Source organism: Pseudomonas sp. C2.3V, from assembly GCF_058536325.1.
In genome coordinates this window covers 259,078-280,678 of record NZ_JBZUBN010000001.1, presented here as the reverse complement: position 1 = coordinate 280,678, position 21,601 = coordinate 259,078, and the positions used below count along the sequence as shown (strand labels likewise).

Sequence of the window (21,601 nt, the reverse complement as noted above, 5' to 3'; positions counted from 1 at the left end):
CAAAATCCTGCTCTCACGGATCGAGCCATGCCAAGCAAAGGAAGTGCGTCGCCTCAACAGAAACACCTCGCCGTCCTCATCGATGCCGATAACGCTCCGGCGGCTATCGTCGAAGGGCTGTTCGAAGAGATCGCCAAATACGGCGTCGCCAGTGTGCGGCGTATCTATGGTGACTGGACCGGCCCGCAGCTGGGCAAGTGGAAGCAGGTCCTGCTCGATCACTCCATCCAGCCCATGCAGCAGTTCGCCTATACCAAGGGCAAGAACTCGACTGATAGCTCCCTCATCATCGACGCCATGGACTTGCTCTACACCCGGCGCTTCGATGGATTCTGCCTAGTCTCCAGCGACAGCGACTTCACGCGTCTGGCCATGCGCCTACGTGAAGAGGGCCTGACGGTTTACGGTTTTGGCGAGGAAAAGACGCCTAAGCCCTTCGTTGCCGCCTGCGACAAGTTCATCTACACCGAAATCCTGCGCGCCGACGCCGAGCCAGCCCCCGAGTCTACCCCGTCCGACAAGGCGGGTACGCCAGGGCAACCCGCAGGCGAAGAACCCAAACCTGCCGCAAAACCCAAACCGCAGAAAGTCCCGGTGGACTTTATCGCCAAGGTTATTGACGACCTTTCCGACGAAGACGGCTGGGCCAGCCTGGGCGTGCTCGGCCAGAACATCACCAAACTCCGCCCTGCCTTTGACCCGCGCTTGTACGGCTTCAAGAAACTCAGCGAGCTGCTCAAGGCCCAGCAACGCCGTTTCGAGGTACAGGAAGACGGGACCAGCAGCCGCCGGACGTTATATGTGCGGAATCGACAGGGGAAGAAAGGCGAGAAATAGGCACGTGTTCATCTCTTTCGATGGGTATCGCACGCTCAGCCTACGCGGCCTGCTTCACCTTACAAAGCTCACCGTACCGTAGGCTAGTACTGAACGAAGCGATACCTATCGATTTTATAGAATTTTATAGAATTTTATATGCCATTTATGCAACGGATATGGATTAAGTAAATGAAAACGGAATCTGACAGCTATTTATTAACTGGAATCAGCCTTGAAGGCTTCAGGCTGTTTAAAAACGCGCAAACCGAACTGGAGCCACTAACAGTTTTTGTAGGAAAGAATGGCTGCGGGAAATCTTCTATTTTAAAAGCATTATTACTCATCCCAACCGCTGCATCCTATGAAAACTTAAGAATGGCTATGGAACAAATAGGCGGCGGCTCAGGAATATTTCATAAAGACGCTAATCGTTCAAAAATAACATTGGCCACCAAAGCTTTTTCTAAAGAGACAAAAAAAACTTATCATATTGAACACCACGCAACCTTATTAAAAAGCAAAAAAAGCATACATGGCTATAGAACAATCAAAGAAGAAATTAATATTTTCTATGAAAATTTAGATTTATATGCTTATGCTGAGTCAATAAGACAAACTAATGGCTTCTTCAAAGTAAAAGGAAAGATAGAAAAAGATGGGCTTGTCATAGACACACCGGCTGAAAGTGCGCGAAGCTCAAGCATAGACCTTCCTTGCTTAAAATGGCTATCACTTCGCTACTCACCACCTTTTTTTTCGTCGTACGGCACTGAAGGCAAAACATTTAGAATAGATCCATCTAGTCCAAATTACTTTAGAGATGATGGAAACATTCGAGGCTGGCAAGAATCAGACGGGCTCCAGCTTTGGAATTTTATATTCAATATTGTTAAATCAAAAGACAAAAGGAGTATAAAGCGCAAAAGCAGATTATTAAAAAATATACAAAGATTTATCCCTTGGATCATAGATCTTAAAGCTGAAAAAGATCTTGCAGGAACATCTAAGATATATGTAATTGAGCAAAATGGATCAATTTTTCACCCTTGGGACTTAAGCGATGGCACGCTAATGCTTATTGGAAGGTTAGCGATTCTAGAGACTGGAGGAAAAATATTAGTCATTGATGAACCAGAAACGCATCTCCACCCACATGCTATTTCTGAGCTCATGAAGATTTATCGTGAATGTTTACTAGATAAAGAACATCCTCTTTCCCAAATAATAATTACTACACAGAGCCCCTTCATAGTAAAGCACTGTGAGCCTCAAGAGATAAAGGTTGTAGAAAGATTTAATAACCAATCAATAATATCAGAGTTCTCAGAAGACCCTGAAAAACTTAAAGCAGTTTTATATGACAACGGCATCAGTATAGATGAAGCGTGGTTGGCAGGAATTTAATATGAAAAGGCAGCCACGCAATTTCAAGTCACCAAGATCAAAAAATATCGATGCACCACCACGCCTCTTGTTAGTTGTAGAAGGAGAAATGGAAGAAAAAGGACTGCCATCCTTCATAAAAAACATAGTAGCGAAAGAAAAACTTCCATTTCAAGTAAAGGAAAAGACAAAAAGAATTCAAAACAGCCATACAATACCTGCTACAAAGCTGGGAAAAGACTTAAAAAAAATAATTGCCATGAGCACGCTGGAAGACATTGAATATATAGCCTGCATTATTGACCTTGAGTCAAGAGACGTCGAACTGAGTAAATTCAGAGATGATTTAAAGAAGGCTGCAGGAAACGCCGACAACATTGTACTTGGTGTTGCCCATAGAAGTATGGAAAATTGGATTTTAGGGGACGCAGAAGAGCTTTCAAAAATAAAAAGAACTAATTCAGCCTTAAACCAGAAGCTCTTGAGGAAAGTTGATCATATAGAACACCCTGCAGAGAGAGCAATAAAAAAATATTGGCCTGAATATCAAAAAACTAAAGATGGAGTTTATTTCTTAATAAATATGTGCCCTGTACGCGCATCTAAATATTCGGACTCATTAAAAGACTTTCTACAAGACTTAAAATATATGGCAAAACTTCATGAAAATAAATCAAATAGAGACTGTCAAAAATCATTATTAATTACTAATTAACCTATAAGGCCAGTCTTTCAACTGGCCCTTACCGCTTACTCACCCATTACTAGGAAACGCAAACTGCGCCGCTTCGTGACTGGCGCGTTGCGGCCAGCGTTGGGTGATGGTTTTGCGGCGGGTGTAGAAACGTACGCCGTCCGGGCCGTAGGCAGCGAGGTCACCGAAGATGGAGCGCTTCCAGCCGCCAAAGCTGTGGTAGGCCACCGGAACGGGTAGTGGGACGTTGATGCCGACCATGCCCACTTCGATCTCGTCGCTGAAGAGTCGTGCAGACTCGCCGTCGCGGGTGAAGATACAGGTGCCGTTTCCGTATTCATGGGCGTTGATCAGCGCGATGGCGTCTTCCAGGCTGTTGACACGCACCACGCACAGTACCGGGCCAAAGATCTCTTCTTTATAGATACGCATCTCCGGCGTGACATGGTCGAACAGGCAGCCGCCGAGGAAGAAACCGTCGCTGTGATCAGCAACCTTGAGGCTGCGACCGTCGACGACCAGCTTGGCACCCGCCGCTTCGCCGTCTTGTACATAGCCGGTGACTTTTTCCAGCGCGGCCTTGGTGACCAGCGGGCCCATGTCGAGCCCCTTGCAGGTGCCGGGGCCAACCTTGAGGCTCTGGATTTGTGGCGTCAGGCGCTCGATCAGCGCATCGGCAATCTGGTCGCCCACGCACACCGCCACGGAGATGGCCATGCAGCGCTCGCCGCAGGAGCCGTAGGCAGCGCCCATCAGTGCGCTCACGGCGTTGTCCAGGTCGGCGTCAGGCATCAGCACCGCATGGTTCTTCGCACCGCCCAGGGCCTGGACGCGCTTGCCGCGGGCGGCGCCTTCCTTATAGATGTATTCGGCAATCGGGGTAGAGCCAACAAAGCTCAGCGCCTTGACCTCAGGTGCCTGGATCAGTGCATCCACGGCATCCTTGTCGCCATGCACCACATTGAGCACGCCCTTGGGCAGACCGGCTTCATATAGGAGTTCGGCAATCAGCAGTGTAGAACTGGGGTCGCGCTCGGAAGGCTTGAGGATAAAGCAGTTGCCGCAGGCAATCGCCAGCGGGTACATCCACAGCGGCACCATGGCCGGAAAGTTGAACGGCGTGATACCGGCAACCACGCCCAGCGGCTGGAAGTCGGACCAGCTGTCGATGGCGGGACCGGCGTTGCGGCTGTACTCGCCCTTGAGCAGCTCGGGTGCGGCGGTGGCGTACTCGACGTTCTCGATACCGCGCTTGAGTTCACCGGAGGCGTCTTCCAGCGTCTTGCCATGCTCTTCGCTGATCAGCTGCACGATGCGCTGCTCGTTCTGCTCCAGCAGTTGCTTGAAGCGGAACAGGACCTGGGCGCGCTTGGCCGGCGGGGTGTTGCGCCAAGCAGGGAAGGCTGCCTTGGCCGCGTCGATGGCCTTTTGCACCGTGTCGCGGCTAGCCAATGGCACCTGATGAATGACGTCGCCAGTTGAAGGGTTGTAGACATCTGCCGTGCGGCCGTTCTCGGCAAAGGCTTCGCCGTTGATGAGGTGATTCAAGGTGGTCATATCGATTCCCTGTAAAGGCGGCGCGTCGGGTAACGGTGGCGCGCCGCTGTACGAAAATAATCAGGCTGTGGCGTTGAGGGCTTCGCCCACGGCGTCGAACAGGCGATCCAGTTCTTCCGGCGTGCTGATAAAGGGCGGGCCGAATTGCAGGGTATCGCCGCCGAAGCGGACATAGAAACCGGCTTTCCACAGTTTCAGAGAGGCCTCGTAGGGGCGGACGATCGCATCGCCATCACGCGGGGCGAGCTGGATCGCACCGGCCAAGCCGTAGTTACGGATATCGACGATGTGCTTGGCACCGCGCACGCCGTGGATACGCTGCTCAAAATGCGGGGCCAGTTCAGCCACACGCTGAACGAGGTTGTCCCGCTCCAGGATTTCCAGCGCAGCCAGACCTGCCGCACAGGCGACTGGATGCGCGGAGTAGGTGTAGCCATGACCAAACTCGACGGCATAATCCGGCGTGCCCTGGTTCATAAAGGTGTCGTGGATTTCCTTGGTCGCTACCACCGCGCCCATGGGGATCACGCCATTGGTGATCTGCTTGGCAAGGTTCATGATATCGGGCGTAACGCCAAAGCTGTCCGCACCAAACATGGAGCCGGTGCGGCCAAAGCCAGTAATGACCTCGTCAAAGATCAGCAGGATGTTGTGCTGGGTGCAGATCTCGCGCAGGCGTTGCAGATAGCCTTCCGGCGGCACGATTACCCCGGCCGAGCCGGACATAGGCTCAACGATGACCGCCGCGATGTTGGACGCATCGTGCAGTTCGATCAGCTTGAGCATTTCGTTTGCCAGCTCAACGCCGGTCTTGGGCATGCCTTTGGTAAATTCGTTACCCGGCAGCAGGGTATGCGGCAGGTGATCGGCATCCATCAGCTGGCCGTACATCTTACGATTGGCCCCAATGCCGCCCAGGCTGGTGCCGGCAATGTTTACGCCGTGATACCCCCGAGCGCGGCCGATCATTTTGGTCTTGGTGGCCTGCCCTTTCAGGCGCCAGTAGGCACGGGCCATCTTCACGGCCGTGTCAGCGCATTCGGAGCCGGAATTAACGAAGAACACGTGGTTCAGGTCGCCCGGCGTCAGGCTGGCGATCTTTTCAGCCAGCTTGAAGGACAGCGGATGGCCGTACTGAAAGCCCGGTGAATAATCGAGTTGCAGCGCTTGCTTACCTACCGCCTCGGCAATTTCCTTGCGACCATGCCCCGCACCCACACACCACAAGGCAGACAGGCTGTCGTACAGCTTGCGGCCCTGATCGTCGGTCAGATACGCACCCTCTGCCGCCACCAGAATGCGTGGGTCCTTCTTGAACGCGCGGTTGGCGGTATAGGGCATCCAGTGGTGGGTCAGGTCGAGTTCGCTGGCAAGCGGTGGCGATACGGTCAGGGGCTGGTTCATGCAGGGCCTCGGGGTACAAGACATGAGCTGGACGGGGCGATAGGAATCGTCCCGACGAAAGCCTCAGCTTGAGCCTGACCTTGGATGAGTTAAAGCGTATTCTTCTTACGTTTACTCAAGAAAAAACTTACCTAATGAGCGCACCTCGCAAAGCCCCGCTTGGCCAAGTCAGCGATTTTGATATCCGCCTCCTGCGTCTGTTCAAAACGGTGGCGGAATGCGGAAGCTTTGCCGCGGCGGAAAGTGCACTGGGCATCACCCGCTCGGCTATTAGCCTGCACATGGGCGACCTGGAAAAACGGTTGGGGATGCGCTTGTGCCAGCGCGGCCGCGCCGGGTTTGCACTCACGGATGAAGGCCGGGAAGTGCTGCGGGCCAGCCAGAGCCTACTGGCCGCGCTGGAAGGCTTTCGCAGTGAAGTGAATGCCCTGCACCAGCAACTGCGGGGCGAGCTAAACATCGGCATCATCAACAACCTCGTCACCTTGCCACAAATGCGTGTGACCCATGCGCTGCGCAAACTGAAGGCATTGGGGCCGGGTGTGCGGGTAAACATTGGCATGATGACGCCGGGCGAAATCGAACGTGGGGTGCTGGACGGACGGCTGCATATTGGCGTGGTCCCGCTGATCAACCCGCTGTCCGGCCTGGAATACACAGCGCTTTATGAGGAACGCTCGCAACTGTATTGCAGCCATGAGCACCCTTTGTTCCACCGGCCCGATGAGGAGATTCCGGATGAGGCGCTACGCATGGCCGATGCTGTGGCGCCGAACTATCGATTGACGGCCGAGGCGTTGGAGCGACACCAGACGCTCAACTGTACGGCCACCGCGTCAGACCGCGAAGGGATTGCCTTTCTGCTGCATACCGGCAGTTACATCGGGTATCTGCCAGATCATTATGCCGCCAGCTGGGTGATGCAGGGCGTCCTGCGGCCGCTCAAGCCGGAGCGTTTCTTCTACTCCATTCCGCTCTGTGCCGCGATGCGCAAGGGCCGCCGCCCCAACCTGATCCTACAGCGGTTTCTGGAAGCGCTTGAGCATACCCAGGCTTGATGGGCTATACGTTCTTATCCCTACCTTTTAAAGGGTCATCAGGAACCTGCCCGCGGCGCGCCGGTCGATGGTGAGGCAATCTGTCGCAGATCCGCACAAATTGTTACACTTAAATGATTAGCTTACTAACATTTAAAGCCTGATGGCTGATGGGAACCCTCATGTCTGTTGATGATACGTCTAACGCCCGCCGCGACTTTCTACGCAAGTCTTTAACCCTGATCCCCGTGGTGACACTTGCCACTACAGGCGGCGCCAGCCTGGCTCTGGCCGAGACGAAGGAGCGACAGCGTGACGAGGACAAGCCGGGCCAGAGCGCCCGCGCAGACGCCTATCAGCCTACCTTTTTCACGCCGGAAGAATGGACGTTTATCCACGCCGCCGTCGCCCGGCTGATTCCCGCTGATGATCGCGGCCCCGGTGCGGTGGAGGCTGGTGTACCGGAGTACATCGACCGGCAGATGAATACCCCCTATGCCCAAGGGGCGAAGTGGTACATGCAGGGGCCTTTCCAACCCGATGCACCTTCGGAGATGGGGTACCAGCTCAAGCTCAATCCGCAACAGGTTTTCCACCTGGGCATCAAGGCCGCGGATGACTGGTCGCGCCAGCAACACGGCAAGCCGTTTGCCGAGCTGGATACCGGCACCCAGGATGCCGCACTTCGTCAGTTTGAAGCCGGTGAGGCCGAGTTCGCCCCGCTTCCTGCCAAGACCTTCTTTGCCGCCCTGCTGCAAAGCACTAAAGAGGGCTTTTTCTGCGACCCGATTCATGGTGGCAACAAGGATATGGTGGGCTGGAAGCTGGTGGGCTTTCCCGGCGCCCGTGCCGACTTCATGGATTGGGTGGAACGCGATGTGGCGTACCCCTTCCCGCCGGTTTCCATCCGCGGCGAGAGGGCTTGATCCATGGCAAAAGTGATGCAGAAAGCCGATGCGGTGATCGTGGGCTTTGGCTGGACCGGGGCCATCATGGCCAAGGAACTGACCGAGGCGGGCCTTTCCGTGGTCGCGCTGGAGCGTGGCCCGATGCGCGACACCTACCCGGATGGTTCCTACCCACAGGTGATCGACGAGCTGACCTACAGCATCCGTCGCAAGCTGTTCGTGGACACGTCCAAGGAGACCGTCACCATTCGCCACAACGTGAGCCAGACGGCACTGCCCTATCGTCAGCTTGGCGCCTTTCTGCCCGGCGATGGCGTAGGCGGTGCGGGTCTGCACTGGTCCGGCGTGCATCTGCGGGTCGACCCGGTAGAGCTGCGCCTGCGCAGTCACTATGAGGAGCGGTACGGCAAGAACTTCATCCCGGATGGCATGACCATCCAGGACTTTGGCGTGACCTACGAGGAGCTGGAGCCGTATTTCGATTTTGCCGAAAAAGTCTTCGGCACCTCCGGTCAGGCCTGGACGGTAAAGGGCGAGCTGGTTGGCAAAGGCAAGGGCGGTAACCCCTTTGCACCGGACCGCTCCGATCACTTTCCGCTCACGCCGCAAAAGAACACGGTGTCAGCGCAGCTGTTCCAGAAGGCCGCCTGGGATGTGGGCTACCACCCTTATGACCTGCCCTCGGCCAACACGTCCGGCCCTTACACCAATCCCTACGGCTGCCAGATGGGGCCGTGCAATTTCTGCGGATATTGCAGCGGGTACGTCTGCTACATGTACTCCAAGTCTTCGCCTAACTTGAACATCCTGCCGGCGCTGCGCCAGGAACCCAAGTTCGAACTGCGCGCCGATGCCCACGTGCTGAAGGTCAACTTGACCGACGACAAGAAGCTCGCCACTGGCGTGACCTATGTAGACGCCCAGGGCAACGAGATTGAGCAGCCGGCCGATATCGTCATTCTCGGCGCTTTCCAGTTCAACAACGTGCGGCTGATGCTGCTTTCAGGCATCGGCAAGCCCTATGATCCGAAAACCGGTGAAGGCGTGGTCGGCAGAAACTTCGCCTACCAGAACATGGCGACCATCAAGGCCTACTTCGACAAGGACCAGCACTTCACCAACCCCTTTATCGGTGCGGGCGGTAATGGCGTGGCGGTGGATGACTTCAATGCCGATAACTTCGACCACGGCCCTCACGGCTTTGTAGGTGGCTCGCCGTTCTGGGTGAACCAGGCGGGCACACGCCCCATCGCCGGTGTAAGCAATCCTCCGGGCACGCCCAATTGGGGCAGCCAGTGGAAGGCGGCGGCGGCCGATTACTACAACCATCAGCTGTCCATGGATGCCCACGGAGCGCACCAGTCTTACCGCGATAACTACCTGGACCTCGATCCGACCTACAAGGATGCGTATGGAATGCCGCTCCTGCGCATGACTTTCGACTGGAAGGAAAACGACATCAAGATGACGCACTTCATGGTCGACAAGATGAAGCGCATCGCCGAAGCCATGAATCCCAAGGCCATCAACGTACAGGTCAAGGCGCCGGGAACGCATTTCAATACGGTCAGCTACCAGACCACCCACCTGAACGGCGGCGCCATCATGGGAACCGACCCCAAGACCAGCGCCCTCAACCGTTACCTGCAGAGCTGGGATGTGCACAACGTGTTCGTTCCGGGCGCCTCGGCCTTCCCACAGGGGCTGGGCTACAACCCGACAGGCCTTGTGGCAGCCCTCACCTACTGGTCGGCACGCGCCATCCGCGAGCAGTACCTGAAAAACCCTGGCCCACTGGTGCAGGCATGAGGACGTCGACCATGAAAGCACTCATCTCTGCACTGGCCCTGGGGTTCATCGCTCTGCCTGCTTTTGCTCAAGAGGCCGGACCTGATCAGGAATTGATCAAGAAAGGCGAATACCTGGCCCGCGCTGGTGACTGTGTGGCCTGCCACACGGCAGCCGGTGGCAAACCCTTCGCCGGCGGCCTGCCGATGGGCACGCCCATTGGCACCATTTACTCGACCAACATCACGCCGGATAAGGAAACCGGCATCGGCAATTACAGTTTCGAGGATTTCGACAAGGCGGTACGCCACGGCATCGCCAAGGAAGGGCATTCGCTCTATCCGGCCATGCCGTATCCCTCTTATGCACGCGTCACCGAAGAGGACATGCGGGCCCTGTACGCCTACTTCATGCACGGCGTTCAGCCGGTGACTCAGCCCAACCAGGACGTGGCCATTCCCTGGCCGCTGTCGATGCGCTGGCCCCTGGCTGTCTGGCGCAAGCTGTTCGCGCCGGAGGTTGCCGACTTCAAACCGGCGCAGGGCATGGACCCGGTGGTTGCCCGTGGCGCCTATCTGGTGGAGGGCCTGGGCCATTGCGGTGCCTGCCACACACCCCGCGGCATTGCCATGCAGGAAAAAGCCCTCAGCGATGCCGACGGCAAGGACTTCCTTGCGGGTAGCGCCCCGCTGGAAGGCTGGGTTGCCAAAAGCCTGCGCAATGACCACAAGGAAGGCATTGCCCGGTGGGACGAGGCGCAGCTGGTGGAATTCCTCAAGACAGGCCGCTCGGATGACATGGCCGTCTTTGGCGGTATGACGCAGGTGGTCGAGCACAGCCTGCAGTACATGAGCGACGAGGATCTGACCGCAATCGTCCGTTACCTGAAGACGCTTTCGCCGGTCCATCCGGACGCCCCACCCTATCAGCGCAACAATGCCGTTTCGGAAATGCTGGTAAAAGGGGATGAAAGCAAGCGCGGCGCAGCGGTCTACATCGACAACTGCAACGCCTGTCACCGCTCGGATGGCCTGGGCTACACCCGGGCGTTCCCGGCACTGGCCGGTAACACCGTGGTGCAGACGGAAGACCCGACGTCCCTTATCCACATTGTGCTGGAAGGGGGCAAGCTGCCGGGTCTCAAGAGTGCGCCCTCGACCATCGTCATGCCTGCCTTCGGCTGGCGGTTGAGCGATCAGCAGGTAGCGGATGTGGTGACCTTTATCCGGACCAGTTGGGGCAACAAGGGCGGTCCGGTGGATGCCGATGCCGTCGCCAAACTGCGCAACAGCGATAATCGCACCACCTCGGGCGATGACATCGGGCAAACGGCGTATGGCAATCAGCCGGAGCAGAATCCGACGCCCCGGTAATCGGTCGCTGACGGAACGCAGGCAGACATGAGAGGCCTGCGGTCCGTCAGTTTTCCTCCTGATGGATCATTCTTCGTTTTGAGCAGGCCTTAACTGCCGGTAACCTTGCAGCCTGCCTTTACCCCGGTGATCACGTGATTCCGCTCCATAACCTGCCTGCCTCTGCGCCGCCCACCAAGCCCGAACCCAGTGTCACCTGTGACACCTGTGCGGCCAAGTGCTGCCGTCTGGAAGTCATGCTGATTACGGATACCGGCGTTCCCATGCGCTTTATCGAGGAGGACCAATGGGGCTCGATGACCATGGCGCGCCTGGACGACGGCTGGTGCGCCGCGCTGGATCGAGAAACCATGCGATGCAGCATCTATGAGAATCGCCCCTTGATCTGCCGCGAATTCGAGATGGGTGGGGACGATTGCCTGGAAGAGCGCAACGCTTTCTGATAACCAGAGCACACCCTGATGGATAGGCTAATTAGCGCTCCCCTCTGCTGTATGTAGGCCTGTATGCGCGGTGTTATATACGCTTGAGCGTTTTAGAAACCCTTGTCGACAGATCAAACAATAGGCAGGGCGCTCTCAAAAGGCGAATCTGCCGATCAATTGAACAATAGTTGTACAACCGGCGAACCGATGCCCTTTATGCGCGTCAATATCGACCAATTGAAATGATCCTTGCGTTCTGTTCCACGGAGAGGAAGCCCAATGCGTTTTATGGCCCTTTGGATGGCTTTGTCACTTTTGCCCTTGAGCTGCCTGGCAGATATCAAGGTTGACCTGACCGATTACATCGTGCAGGCCTCGGAACCCAAGCGGACCGAGACGTTAGCCAAGTTGCCGCCTATCATTGAGCAATTCGGCAAGTCGCTGGGCTGCTCCTTCTCGATGGACCCACGCAATATCATCCCCTACCAGCTGGAGGGAAAATCGGTTTTCCTGGCGGTGTACGAGCTGGATGTCGGCTGCAGCGGCACACCTACCGCCACTCGGCCGCTCATGGCCATCCTGCGCCAGAGCCCGGGCGGCGACTATTTCATCGATGCCGATTACTCGATGCCCAAGCAGAGCTCAACAGAGCTTCCCAAGCACATCAGCAGCCTTTTCATCCGAAACGATGACCTCTGGTATCAGGGGCTCACCTTCAAGGCAGCCGATGCGTCCTGCTGTCCGACACTGGATGTCACTGGCCGTATCGCCCTGGAAAATGGCGTCTGGAAAGAACATCAGCGCATGCCGCTGGAACGCATTCCAAGCACTGTAACGCCATGATCTTCCGCATAGAGTTGGTTATAATTTAACCAGCCTCGGCAGGCCTACCTTACTGTTTTGCAACATGATTCAGTAGGTGGGAAAGTCAGGATCGGCATTTGACGTCACGGTCTGATTTCACCAAGCTACCGGCTCACTCATCGACAAGAACAGTTGACGTGCTTGCCTATCGTTACCCCTGGCGGCTCATGGCCTGTGCCGCCGTATCTCTATTAGCCTTGCTGGCCGGTTGTGACGACGGCTCCAAGTTCAAGCAAAAGCCGCCGCCCAAACCGCCGGAAGTTGCCACCTACACTCCTGTCCGCTGGGAGGATCTTCCTGTCACCAGTGACGCCGACCTTATGGCAGGCTTCAAGGCCTGGCAGGCAGGCTGCGAGAAGCTCAAGAACAACGAGGCTTGGAGTGGACCGTGTCAGGCAGCCGCGCAGGTCCCGTATGATCCACGCGCCGTACGGGACTTTCTCAAAAGCCAGCTACAGGTCTACAGCCTGCGCTCTTTGAAGGGCGAGCATGGCCTTATCACGGGCTATTACGAGCCGGTCTACCACGGCAGCCTTGTGCAGGATGAGGCCCATCCCGTGCCGGTCTATGGCACACCTACCGACCTGATTACCGTCGATCTGGCCAGCATTTACCCTGAACTCAAGGGGAAACGCCTGCGAGGCCGACTCGAAGGCCAGACGCTCAAACCCTATGATGACGCCGCCACCATCATGCAGCAGGGTGTAGATGCCCCTGTACTGGCCTGGCTGCGTGATCCGATGGACCTGCAATTCTTACAGATCCAGGGCTCGGGCCGTGTTGAACTGGAAGATGGTCGCCAGTTGCGTATCGGGTACGCAAATCAGAACGGGTATCCCTACAAGCCTATCGGCCGCTGGCTGGTGGAACAGGGGCTGCTGCAAAAGGAAGAGGTCAGCATGAGCAAGATTCGCGAGTGGGCCACGGCCAACCCGGATCGTGTGCCAGAGCTCTTGGGCAGTAACCCGAGCTATGTGTTTTTCAGCCAACGCCCGGACAGCAACGAAGCACCCCGCGGCTCGTTGAACGTTCCATTGACGCCTGGCTACAGCGTAGCCATTGATCGCAAGGTGATTCCGCTGGGCAGCCTGCTCTGGCTGTCCACCACCCGCCCGGATGGCAGCCCCGTGATTCGCCCGGTGGCCGCACAGGATACCGGTGGCGCCATTACGGGAGAGGTCCGGGCCGATCTTTTCTGGGGCACAGGTGATGATGCCGGCGAGCTGGCTGGCCATATGAAGCAGGACGGCCGAATCTGGATGCTTTGGCCAAAAGGCGCTCCCCTGCCGGACGCAGCGCCCAAACCTGCGGTTACGCCTGAAAAGCCGCAGAATCCAACGAACACAGAGAACACCCCATGAGCGACGAACTGACAATTGAAGATATCCAACTGGGCGAAGGCAAGGAAGCTGTCAAAGGTGCCCTGATCACGACCCAGTACCGAGGCACTCTGGAAGATGGCACCGTATTCGACTCTTCATACGAAAAGGGTCGGCCGTTCCAGTGTGTCATTGGCACAGGCCGGGTCATCAAGGGCTGGGATATCGGGTTAATGGGGATGAAGGTGGGCGGCAAACGCAGGCTGGTTGTGCCGGCGCATCTGGCCTATGGTGAGCGCCAGATTGGCGCACATATCAAACCGAACTCGAACCTGATCTTCGAGATCGAGCTGCTGGAAGTCCTCACCCGGGACGATTGAATCTATAAAGGGCTGCGAGCAAATACATTTTGCCTCGCAGCCCTTTTCAGCCCTTACACGTCGAACGGCGTGTTGGGCAAGGCACCTACGATCCGCAGGCTCAGCCCCTCATACCCTTCCAAATTGATCGTCAGCTCACCGTTGTCGGTGAGATCACCTTCAACCGTCTCGTTGATCATATCCACGACCGGCCCCGGCGTAACGTTAGTCAGGGTGATGGTTTCCTGGATCGAGGTGGCGCCAAAGTTGAGCGCGGTAATCTGGGTGCCACGCCCGGCGGGCAGCTCGTGCACCATGATCAGAAGCCCCGGCGAGGTGACATCCGGCACCGCAATCTGGTGGCTGGACGCAATGCCATAGGCCTGGCGTACCGAGAGGATGCGCTTGAGCTTGTTGGCAAAGGAGTCCGGGTCGGCCAGCTGCTCGGTCAGGCTGCCATAAAGGTTGACGGCCTTGGGCAGACCTTCGCCGGAATGGGTCGCCTCGTTATTGGCGTCTGCCAGATCATAGGCACCGCGCTGAATCCATCGTGTATCGCCATCGCGCATGCGGTCTTCCACCAGACCGAACGGCAAGGGCAACGCCCCTACCAGATCCCACCCGGACAGGGCGAATACGCCAGGTTGCAAGGCGTTGTACATGGCAAGAAGCAAATGAACCCGCTTGACCCGTTCTTTGTCCTCGTCGGTCATGCTGTCCAGTTCGCGGATGCCCAAGGCTGCTGCAATCACGCTCGCCGTGGTACAGGCTACGCCGTTGGTAACAAACCGCAGGTTGTAGGGCGCATGCTCACCGCTAAGACGCTCGTACATGACCTCACGAATATGCTCGCGCAAGATGCTGCCGCGCCAGGTCTGGCCCTGGTAGACGAAATTGGTGTCGGCATGCAGGGTCCAGAAGTGCACCAGTTCCAGGGTTAGCTCATCGTGGTTCTGCAAGGCATGGATGAGTGACGCCGGGTCGATGTTGAATTGATGCATGGTACGCAGCATCAGGCGCAGGAATTCGGTATCGCCCGTCAGCACGGCGTGATGGTAGGCCGGACGGGTGATGAAGTCGTAAGAGAGATCTGCCCCGCCCTGCCCCATGGCCGCGATATCGTCCACGGTCAGGTTGAGCTCCTGAAAGCTGAAGCCGCCGGCCTTGCGCACCATGCCGCCAATCAGTTGGTTGCCGACGATGGACAGGGGATGACCTTCGGACCATGCCTTGTCATTGGCGCGCCGCTCAACGCCTAGGAAGCCATTGGCATCCAGACGCAGCCCGCGTGCACCGAGCACATCCAGCGAATGCAGCGCATCGCCAATGATCAGTTGCTGCGCGGCAAAACTGGGGTCGAGCCAATTCAGAGAGGGTTGACCTTCCTTAAAGTAGTGCAAATACACCCAGCGTCGATCTTTGCCATCCACACCGGTAATGACCGGCGTAACACTCCAGTCAGTCTCTTTCACACCGGGTTCGAAAAAGATGACGCGCTGGAGCTGGCCGACGATATAGCACCTTTCTTTCAGGGCATCGACGACCTCGGGCGGCAGGTTGACTGCATCACGACCTTCCGGCACCTCGGGCAGTAACTCCCAATCCTCCGGCTTGATCTCCACCATGTGATAAAGGCCCGGGTAATCTTCATAGCCCAGCTCGGCCAGTCGGAAATCGGCGCCCTTGCCAGTGTGGGCTGGGATGATGTCATCCACGACTACGGCGTTGTGGGCAGAGGCCATGCGGCTCAGGGCGATGAATTCCTCTTCCGTTCCGTAGAGCGGGTCGATATCGAGGCTGATCCGGTCGAAGTTACCGTCGATGGTCGGCGTAATCTCACGCCCCTTGAGACCGCCGGACAGCTTGGTCGGCCCTGTATGGATCGCCTGCACGCCAATGGAAGACAACGCATTCCATAGCGGAGCGCTTCCCAGCGTCTTGATGACGGAATCACCTGATCCGGTGATCACTGAGCTGGGATAGGCCGTAAACCAGACGGAGGCAATGGCCGTTGCCCGGCGTGGACGCGTTTCGGCGTAGGGATGCATCCAGAGCCGCGCCTGACCGCCATACGCCTTGGCACGTTGACGAGCCTTGTAGAGCATCGACTGGTTGACTAACCATTGAACGTATTCTGGATCGGGCGCGTTTACCTGTTCTTCTGTGTCTGGCGCTGTCATATCGGACCCTGAAAGGTGAGTTTGTAACTTGGACTGCGCCGGTTCGCGTTTGTATCCCAACCCTTGTCATCCCCTTGCCGCTCCGGTGCCTGAACGGTCATTAAAGGACCCTCAGGCGTAAACCCTATTGATATGCAGTCATAAGACAGACGCTTACATAAAAAAGATGGTTCTACGGTACAGCAAAGCGCCAAAATGACTGGAAAACACGGTAATTTTCGCCTTATCTGCTATGAAGGCAGAACCATGACCATGGAGAGTGCTATGAGTCCCAACGATCGCATAACCAACGGCCCAGATTCCGTATCCTATACGACTACCACCGGCTCGTTTGGCTCGAACAAGCGCCTTGCTGCTCGGGAGACCATCCTGAGCGACAGCAACGTTCTGGACTGCACGGTCTACCGCCCGGACGAAGATCCTGAGGTCGATACCGACGACCTGGGTGACGCCAAGATTCTGTTTACGGGTGAATTCAAGGTACCCGAGGACTGGGACCAGGAAACACGCGACGATTTTTTTGGCGACATGGATCCCGAATTGTTTTCCACTGCTCGCATCGAGAGCGAAGCCGAGCCGGGCACGGCAGGTTTTTTTACACCTGAGCCGGGTGACCTCGTGGCTGCCATGCCAGGAGCCGGAGTGGTCGAGATGTTCTATGTGTACGACTACTGTGAAGACGAAACCGGTCGCCATTATGTGCTGGTACGTGAAGTAGACCCAACGCTGTAAGCCTCCCTGCACCCTGGCTTGCGCCTTTCAGGCGCGAGGCAGGCTTGCCTGTCTGTTGTTCAGCCCTTAGTCATGAACGGGCCCTATCTGCAAAGCCCCTGCCCTGTCCGCGTCGACTGTCATCTGCTCTAGCTCCAGGCTCTTACCTAACAGACCATTCGCCCATTATTGCCTTGGTTGGGGAACGATGCGTACGGTCTGTACGTCTATCCCGGTCACAACGATTCAAGCATCGCATCAGGTGCTTACCCGGCAGATGCCCCGACGGGCACTGCTGCCTTGCCGTTTCGATCACCGCTTATTCCCATTCTCAGGAGCCAGCCATGAATCCGAACGACCTCTCCACGTCCCGCCGTAAACTCATGCAGGGTGCGGCTGTCACGATTGCCGCCGCCGCAGCTGCCCCCGCCTTTGCTCAGACGGCCAATGGCAAGGCTGCAGCCGACCCAGCCCCGTTGAGCGATCCCAAGAGCGGCCATCCCCGCCCTCCGTTTCAGGAGCAAACCCAACCCTGGCCAGGGCTGGCCAGCAAGATGACGCCTCGGCCAGATCACGGTGAAGAAAGCTACAAAGGCAATAACCGCCTCGCCGGCCGCAAGGCCCTGATCACCGGGGGCGACTCGGGTATCGGCCGTGCCGCAGCCATCGCCTTTGCCCGCGAAGGCGCGGACGTTGCCATTAATTACCTGCCGGATGAGGAACCCGATGCCAAGGAAGTGGTTCAGCTGATCCAGCAGGCCGGCCGCAAGGCGGTAGCCATTCCCGGTGACATTCGCGACGAGGCATTCTGCCGCGAGCTGGTGGACCGCGCCGTAAAGGAACTGGGTGGACTGGATATCCTGGTCAACAATGCTGCGCGCCAGCAGAGCCACGATTCGATTCTTGACCTGAGCAATGAGCAGTTCGACTGGACGCTCAAAACCAATCTGTACGCCATGTTCTGGATTACCAAGGCTGCCATTCCGCATCTGCCGGAAGGCGCTTCGATCATCAACACATCATCGGTCAATGCCTACGATCCTTCGGCCAATCTGGTCGATTACGCGTTGACCAAGGCCGGCATTGCCAACTTCAGCAAGGGATTGGCCAAACAGCTGGCAGACAAGGGTATCCGCGTCAATGCCGTAGCGCCCGGCCCGTTCTGGACACCCTTGCAAATCTGTGGTGGCCAGACGATGGAAAAGCTCAAGAGCTTTGGGGGCGACACCCCGCTCAAGCGTCCCGGCCAGCCTGTGGAAATCGCACCGCTTTACGTGCAGTTGGCTTCCACCGAGGCCAGCTATGTCACAGGTCAAGTCTTTGGCGCCTCCGGCGGAAATGGTCAGCCTTAACTGAGTCAAGCCAGCCAGGCGGTTTTGCCGCCTGGCTAACCTGCCTAGTCCGATACCGACTCGGTATCAAGTAATCGCCTCTTTTCGACGATGTTTACCCTACCGGCTATTGACTTTCTTCAGGCCGCGCTCTGGCAGCCATCACTGACGCCCAGCGCCTGGGAGTTCGTCAGCCTTTCACTCAGAATTCTGTGATGCAGATACTCCTCAGTGGCTTTTTTTGAAACCACTCTCCAAGCACGCCAGTCTATTCCTATGAGCCCCATACGCTCGATAACGTGGGTTCCAAACGCATCGATAGCGTCGCACGGGCAATCAATCTCCCGGCAGCAGCACGTGCATTTAGCGGACCCGCCCAGTATCAAGGCACCTTGGACTGCCTCGTGATCAACCAGGGATGGATGAGCGTCACGGCTTAACGTGCAAAGAGAAATCTATGATAAAAAACCCATCATCCCTCGCCTCGCCTGCAAATGCAGAGCCTTCGACAACAGACTCCTCGCCTACCAACCACAAGCGCAAGATGCAGATCATCACCACGATCTCAACCTTTGGCGGCTTGCTGTTTGGGTATGACACTGGCGTCATCAACGGCGCGCTTCCCTTCATCAAGGAAGACTTTGGCCTCACGCCTTTTTCTGAAAGTCTGGTGGCGTCTTCCCTAGTCTTTGGCGGTGCCATCGGTGCCGCTATCAGCGGCCGCCTCTCCGACGCCCGTGGCCGACGCAAGATCATCCTCTTGCTGTCGATCATTTTCATCCTTGGCACATTGGGCAGCACCCTTGCGCCCAACGCCGAGATCATGGTGCTGGCCCGCTTCATCCTGGGGCTTGCCGTTGGTGGTGCCTCGGTCACCGTTCCGGTCTACCTGGCGGAAATGTCGCCTGCGCACAAGCGCGGGCAGATGGTGACGCGCAATGAATTGATGATCGTGTCGGGCCAGTTACTGGCCTTTACCTGCAACGCTGCGATTGCGCACTTTTTCGAGGGTAGCCATATCTGGCGCTGGATGCTGGTCATTGCCACGCTTCCAGCCGTGGTGCTCTGGCTGGGCATGCTGGTCATGCCGGAAAGTCCCCGTTGGCTCGCGTCCAAAGGCCGCTTCGGCGAAATGCTGCGTACGCTTAAAGAGGTTCGCGCCGAGCATCAGGCACATAAGGAGGCCAAGGAAGTACGCCAAGCCGCGCAGGAGGACTCCAAGGCCAAAGAGGGTAGCTGGGAAGACCTGAAAACGCCCTGGATTCGCAAGATCTTTCTGATTGGTATAGGTATCGCCGTCGTGCAGCAGATCACCGGCGTCAACTCGATCATGTATTACGGCACCCAGATCCTGAAGGAGTCCGGCTTTGATACGCAGGCGGCGCTCACAGCCAACATCGCCAACGGTGTGATCTCCGTACTGGCTACTTTTCTAGGCATCTGGCTACTGGGCCGGGTCGGTCGTCGCCCCATGCTGATCACCGGTCTGATCGGCACCACCACGTGTTTGCTGTTGATTGGTCTGGTCTCGATGAACATGGCGCCAGGCACGGAGCGCGCGTTTATTATCCTGGGCCTTACGGTCAGCTTTCTGGCCTTCCAGCAAGGGGCCATCTCACCAGTGACCTGGTTGATGCTGTCTGAGATCTTTCCCATGCGTATCCGCGGCCTGGCGCTGGGCTTTACCGGCGGCGTGCTATGGCTGACCACGTTCCTAGTAGGCTTTTTCTTCCTGCAGCTGGTGGCATGGTTCAGTATCTCCACGACGTTCTTCATGTTCTTCGCGTTCGGCCTGCTGGCCATTGCGTTCGTGGTCCGTTATTTACCCGAGACCCGGAACAAGACGCTGGAAGCCATTGAAGAGGAGTTCAAGAAGGCCTGATACGAAAGGTTCGCAAGGGGCCTATATGGCCCCTTTTATTGACGGTCGGTCCGGGATATTCCCTTGCCTTCTCCGGCTCCAATAAAAGACGATGTTGACGGGTAGTCACCGGGACAGGCGAATGAGTGCACACGTGTTGCAGGACGAGCTGTTTTCCACTTTCGACCCCAGGGAGCGACTCGATAACCAGCGGAGCCGCCTAGACGAGGCATTGGCCACGCTGGATGAACACCGCCTGCTCAACACGGCACCAAAGGCGCTGATCGACTACTTCATCGCGGCCTATCGGATCGAGCCGCCGGCGCTGCGTCGCCATGAGTGGCAGGCTGAAACCGATGACCATGCGGACTTCGAGGGCAATGCGGCCAGCCATCGACTCGATATCGATATACCCTTCGATGGCGACGCGGAGTGGTTTGGCGCACAGGCCGGTCCCTGGGCGGGTACGTCAGGTGCCGTACGGATCAGCGGGCAATCCCTGATTCTGACCTTCGAGATCAAGCGCGGCGCGGAGCAGGCCGCACGCACGCTGATCGACCGTGAAGTCAACGAGATCGAAAAAGCGCTCGCCTGGATTCGACAGGAGGTGGCGGCCTATAACGACAGCCTCTCGGCTATCGTGGAAACAGTCATCAACACCCGCCGCACGCGGCTACTCTCCCATCAGGCCCTGGCGCAAACGTTGGGTATTCCACTGCACAAGCGCTCCGACGGCCCACTGGCACGGCTTACGCCTGTTTCACGGAAGCAACTGTTCTCTGAGCTTCCGCCCATGGGCCATGGGCCCGACTTGCCGGAGCCAACGCTGAGCCGTGATCAGCATGAGCAGATCGTGGAAACCTTGCAAAGCGCCATTACGTTGCTGGCCTACAGCCCATCACTGTTCGCCACATGGAATGAGGCGCCGTTAAGAAACTACCTGGGTATTGCACTGAACGGCCAGTTCGAGCGCCCGGAAACAATCGAGCCCTTTGTGCCTGTCGGCTATAGCGCACTTGGCCTGCGTCATGGAGAGCGGATCGCCTGTCTGGCCGACTGCCTGTTTTGGAAGAATGCCGAGGCGTATCGGGAGCAACTTGACTACCTGCTGGCCCATCCGTTGAGCCGGGAAGCCCGGCTTATCCTGCTGGTTTTTCATAGAGGTCAACGGCTGACCCGAACGATCAACGATGTCCGTGCACAAAACCAGGCTCATCCCGCTTATCAAGAGGCGCCGGAGGGACAGCCTGAGCACGGTAGCGAGGTAACGCTCCGCCTGCCTGATGACCCGATGCGAACAATCCGCCTCACCACGCTTGTCTTCAAGGCGCCCAAGGCCCAAAACAACGTGACTACCCCCCACCGGAAACCCCATAGAAAGGCCGAACCGAATCGGACTCAGATCGGATTCGATTTCTAAATCGTTTTAAGCACGTTATGGTTACGCGCACGACGTGTTGAGACGCGCGCTTGCTGTCCTATAAGGACGTAACTCGTACAGAGGGAATTGAAATGAAAAGACCCTCGCTTCCCTTGCCCTGCTTTCAGCTGCACATGCGTTTGCGGCAGACTCGGCGCCAAGCGACAG

At 57.0% G+C, this 21,601-nt stretch carries 18 protein-coding genes; 15 read left to right on the top strand and 3 right to left on the bottom strand.

Translation table 11 applies throughout. The features are described 5' to 3' along the window. The first annotated feature begins 27 nt into the window (after positions 1–27). From AC4LF3_RS01410 to AC4LF3_RS01400, 3 genes are all read left to right on the top strand, one after another. Positions 28–837, top strand: a complete 810-nt coding sequence (locus tag AC4LF3_RS01410; protein ID WP_491834662.1) for an NYN domain-containing protein — start codon at positions 28–30, stop codon at positions 835–837. A gap of 171 nt (positions 838–1,008) precedes the next feature. Further along, positions 1,009–2,223, top strand: coding sequence for an AAA family ATPase (locus AC4LF3_RS01405; RefSeq protein ID WP_491834661.1), 1,215 nt, complete (start codon positions 1,009–1,011; stop codon positions 2,221–2,223). 1 nt (position 2,224) lies between these two features. Continuing rightward, positions 2,225–2,917, top strand: a complete 693-nt coding sequence (locus AC4LF3_RS01400) for a DUF4276 family protein (protein ID WP_491834660.1) — start codon at positions 2,225–2,227, stop codon at positions 2,915–2,917. A gap of 39 nt (positions 2,918–2,956) precedes the next feature. Here the strand turns inward: AC4LF3_RS01400 and AC4LF3_RS01395 are convergent, their stop codons facing one another. Beyond that, positions 2,957–4,453, bottom strand: a complete 1,497-nt coding sequence (locus AC4LF3_RS01395; protein ID WP_491834659.1) for a CoA-acylating methylmalonate-semialdehyde dehydrogenase — start codon at positions 4,451–4,453, stop codon at positions 2,957–2,959. Between the two features lie 60 nt (positions 4,454–4,513). Then, complete coding sequence (aptA, locus tag AC4LF3_RS01390; RefSeq protein ID WP_197872988.1) at positions 4,514–5,857, bottom strand: omega-aminotransferase AptA; 1,344 nt, start codon at positions 5,855–5,857, stop codon at positions 4,514–4,516. A 134-nt stretch (positions 5,858–5,991) separates the two neighbouring features. Between aptA and AC4LF3_RS01385 the strand changes: the two genes are divergently transcribed. From AC4LF3_RS01385 to AC4LF3_RS01350, 8 genes are all read left to right on the top strand, one after another. Beyond that, positions 5,992–6,915, top strand: a complete 924-nt coding sequence (locus AC4LF3_RS01385) for a LysR family transcriptional regulator (RefSeq protein WP_404626655.1) — start codon at positions 5,992–5,994, stop codon at positions 6,913–6,915. Between the two features lie 161 nt (positions 6,916–7,076). Next, complete coding sequence (locus AC4LF3_RS01380; RefSeq protein ID WP_491834658.1) at positions 7,077–7,820, top strand: gluconate 2-dehydrogenase subunit 3 family protein; 744 nt, start codon at positions 7,077–7,079, stop codon at positions 7,818–7,820. Between the two features lie 3 nt (positions 7,821–7,823). Then, positions 7,824–9,611 carry a GMC family oxidoreductase gene (locus tag AC4LF3_RS01375; RefSeq protein WP_239382300.1) on the top strand — a complete coding sequence of 596 codons (1,788 nt, stop codon included), beginning with the start codon at positions 7,824–7,826 and terminating at the stop codon, positions 9,609–9,611. 11 nt (positions 9,612–9,622) lie between these two features. Further along, positions 9,623–10,963: a c-type cytochrome gene (locus tag AC4LF3_RS01370; protein WP_074821437.1), complete on the top strand. Its 1,341-nt coding sequence runs from the start codon at positions 9,623–9,625 to the stop codon at positions 10,961–10,963. A 134-nt stretch (positions 10,964–11,097) separates the two neighbouring features. Further along, positions 11,098–11,406: a YkgJ family cysteine cluster protein gene (locus tag AC4LF3_RS01365; protein WP_434140311.1), complete on the top strand. Its 309-nt coding sequence runs from the start codon at positions 11,098–11,100 to the stop codon at positions 11,404–11,406. Between the two features lie 282 nt (positions 11,407–11,688). Further along, positions 11,689–12,231, top strand: coding sequence for a hypothetical protein (locus AC4LF3_RS01360; protein WP_491834657.1), 543 nt, complete (start codon positions 11,689–11,691; stop codon positions 12,229–12,231). A 188-nt stretch (positions 12,232–12,419) separates the two neighbouring features. Further along, entirely contained in the window at positions 12,420–13,613 is a 1,194-nt protein-coding gene (gene mltA / locus AC4LF3_RS01355) for a murein transglycosylase A (protein WP_010796624.1), read from the top strand. Beyond that, positions 13,610–13,951 carry an FKBP-type peptidyl-prolyl cis-trans isomerase gene (locus tag AC4LF3_RS01350; RefSeq protein WP_491834656.1) on the top strand — a complete coding sequence of 114 codons (342 nt, stop codon included), beginning with the start codon at positions 13,610–13,612 and terminating at the stop codon, positions 13,949–13,951. The genes mltA and AC4LF3_RS01350 overlap by 4 nt, the downstream gene beginning before the upstream one ends. 53 nt (positions 13,952–14,004) lie before the next feature. Here AC4LF3_RS01350 and treS read toward each other — a convergent pair whose 3' ends face one another. Next, positions 14,005–16,110 carry a maltose alpha-D-glucosyltransferase gene (treS, locus tag AC4LF3_RS01345; protein WP_491834655.1) on the bottom strand — a complete coding sequence of 702 codons (2,106 nt, stop codon included), beginning with the start codon at positions 16,108–16,110 and terminating at the stop codon, positions 14,005–14,007. Positions 16,111–16,374: 264 nt separating this feature from the next. Between treS and AC4LF3_RS01340 the strand changes: the two genes are divergently transcribed. From AC4LF3_RS01340 to AC4LF3_RS01325, 4 genes are all read left to right on the top strand, one after another. Further along, positions 16,375–16,842, top strand: coding sequence for a hypothetical protein (locus AC4LF3_RS01340; RefSeq protein WP_258019838.1), 468 nt, complete (start codon positions 16,375–16,377; stop codon positions 16,840–16,842). A gap of 323 nt (positions 16,843–17,165) precedes the next feature. Beyond that, positions 17,166–18,173 carry an SDR family oxidoreductase gene (locus AC4LF3_RS01335; protein WP_491834654.1) on the top strand — a complete coding sequence of 336 codons (1,008 nt, stop codon included), beginning with the start codon at positions 17,166–17,168 and terminating at the stop codon, positions 18,171–18,173. Positions 18,174–18,570: 397 nt separating this feature from the next. Beyond that, entirely contained in the window at positions 18,571–20,034 is a 1,464-nt protein-coding gene (locus tag AC4LF3_RS01330) for a sugar porter family MFS transporter (RefSeq protein WP_269151946.1), read from the top strand. A gap of 121 nt (positions 20,035–20,155) precedes the next feature. Further along, positions 20,156–21,433, top strand: a complete 1,278-nt coding sequence (locus AC4LF3_RS01325) for a hypothetical protein (protein WP_491834653.1) — start codon at positions 20,156–20,158, stop codon at positions 21,431–21,433. Positions 21,434–21,601 lie beyond the last annotated feature (168 nt).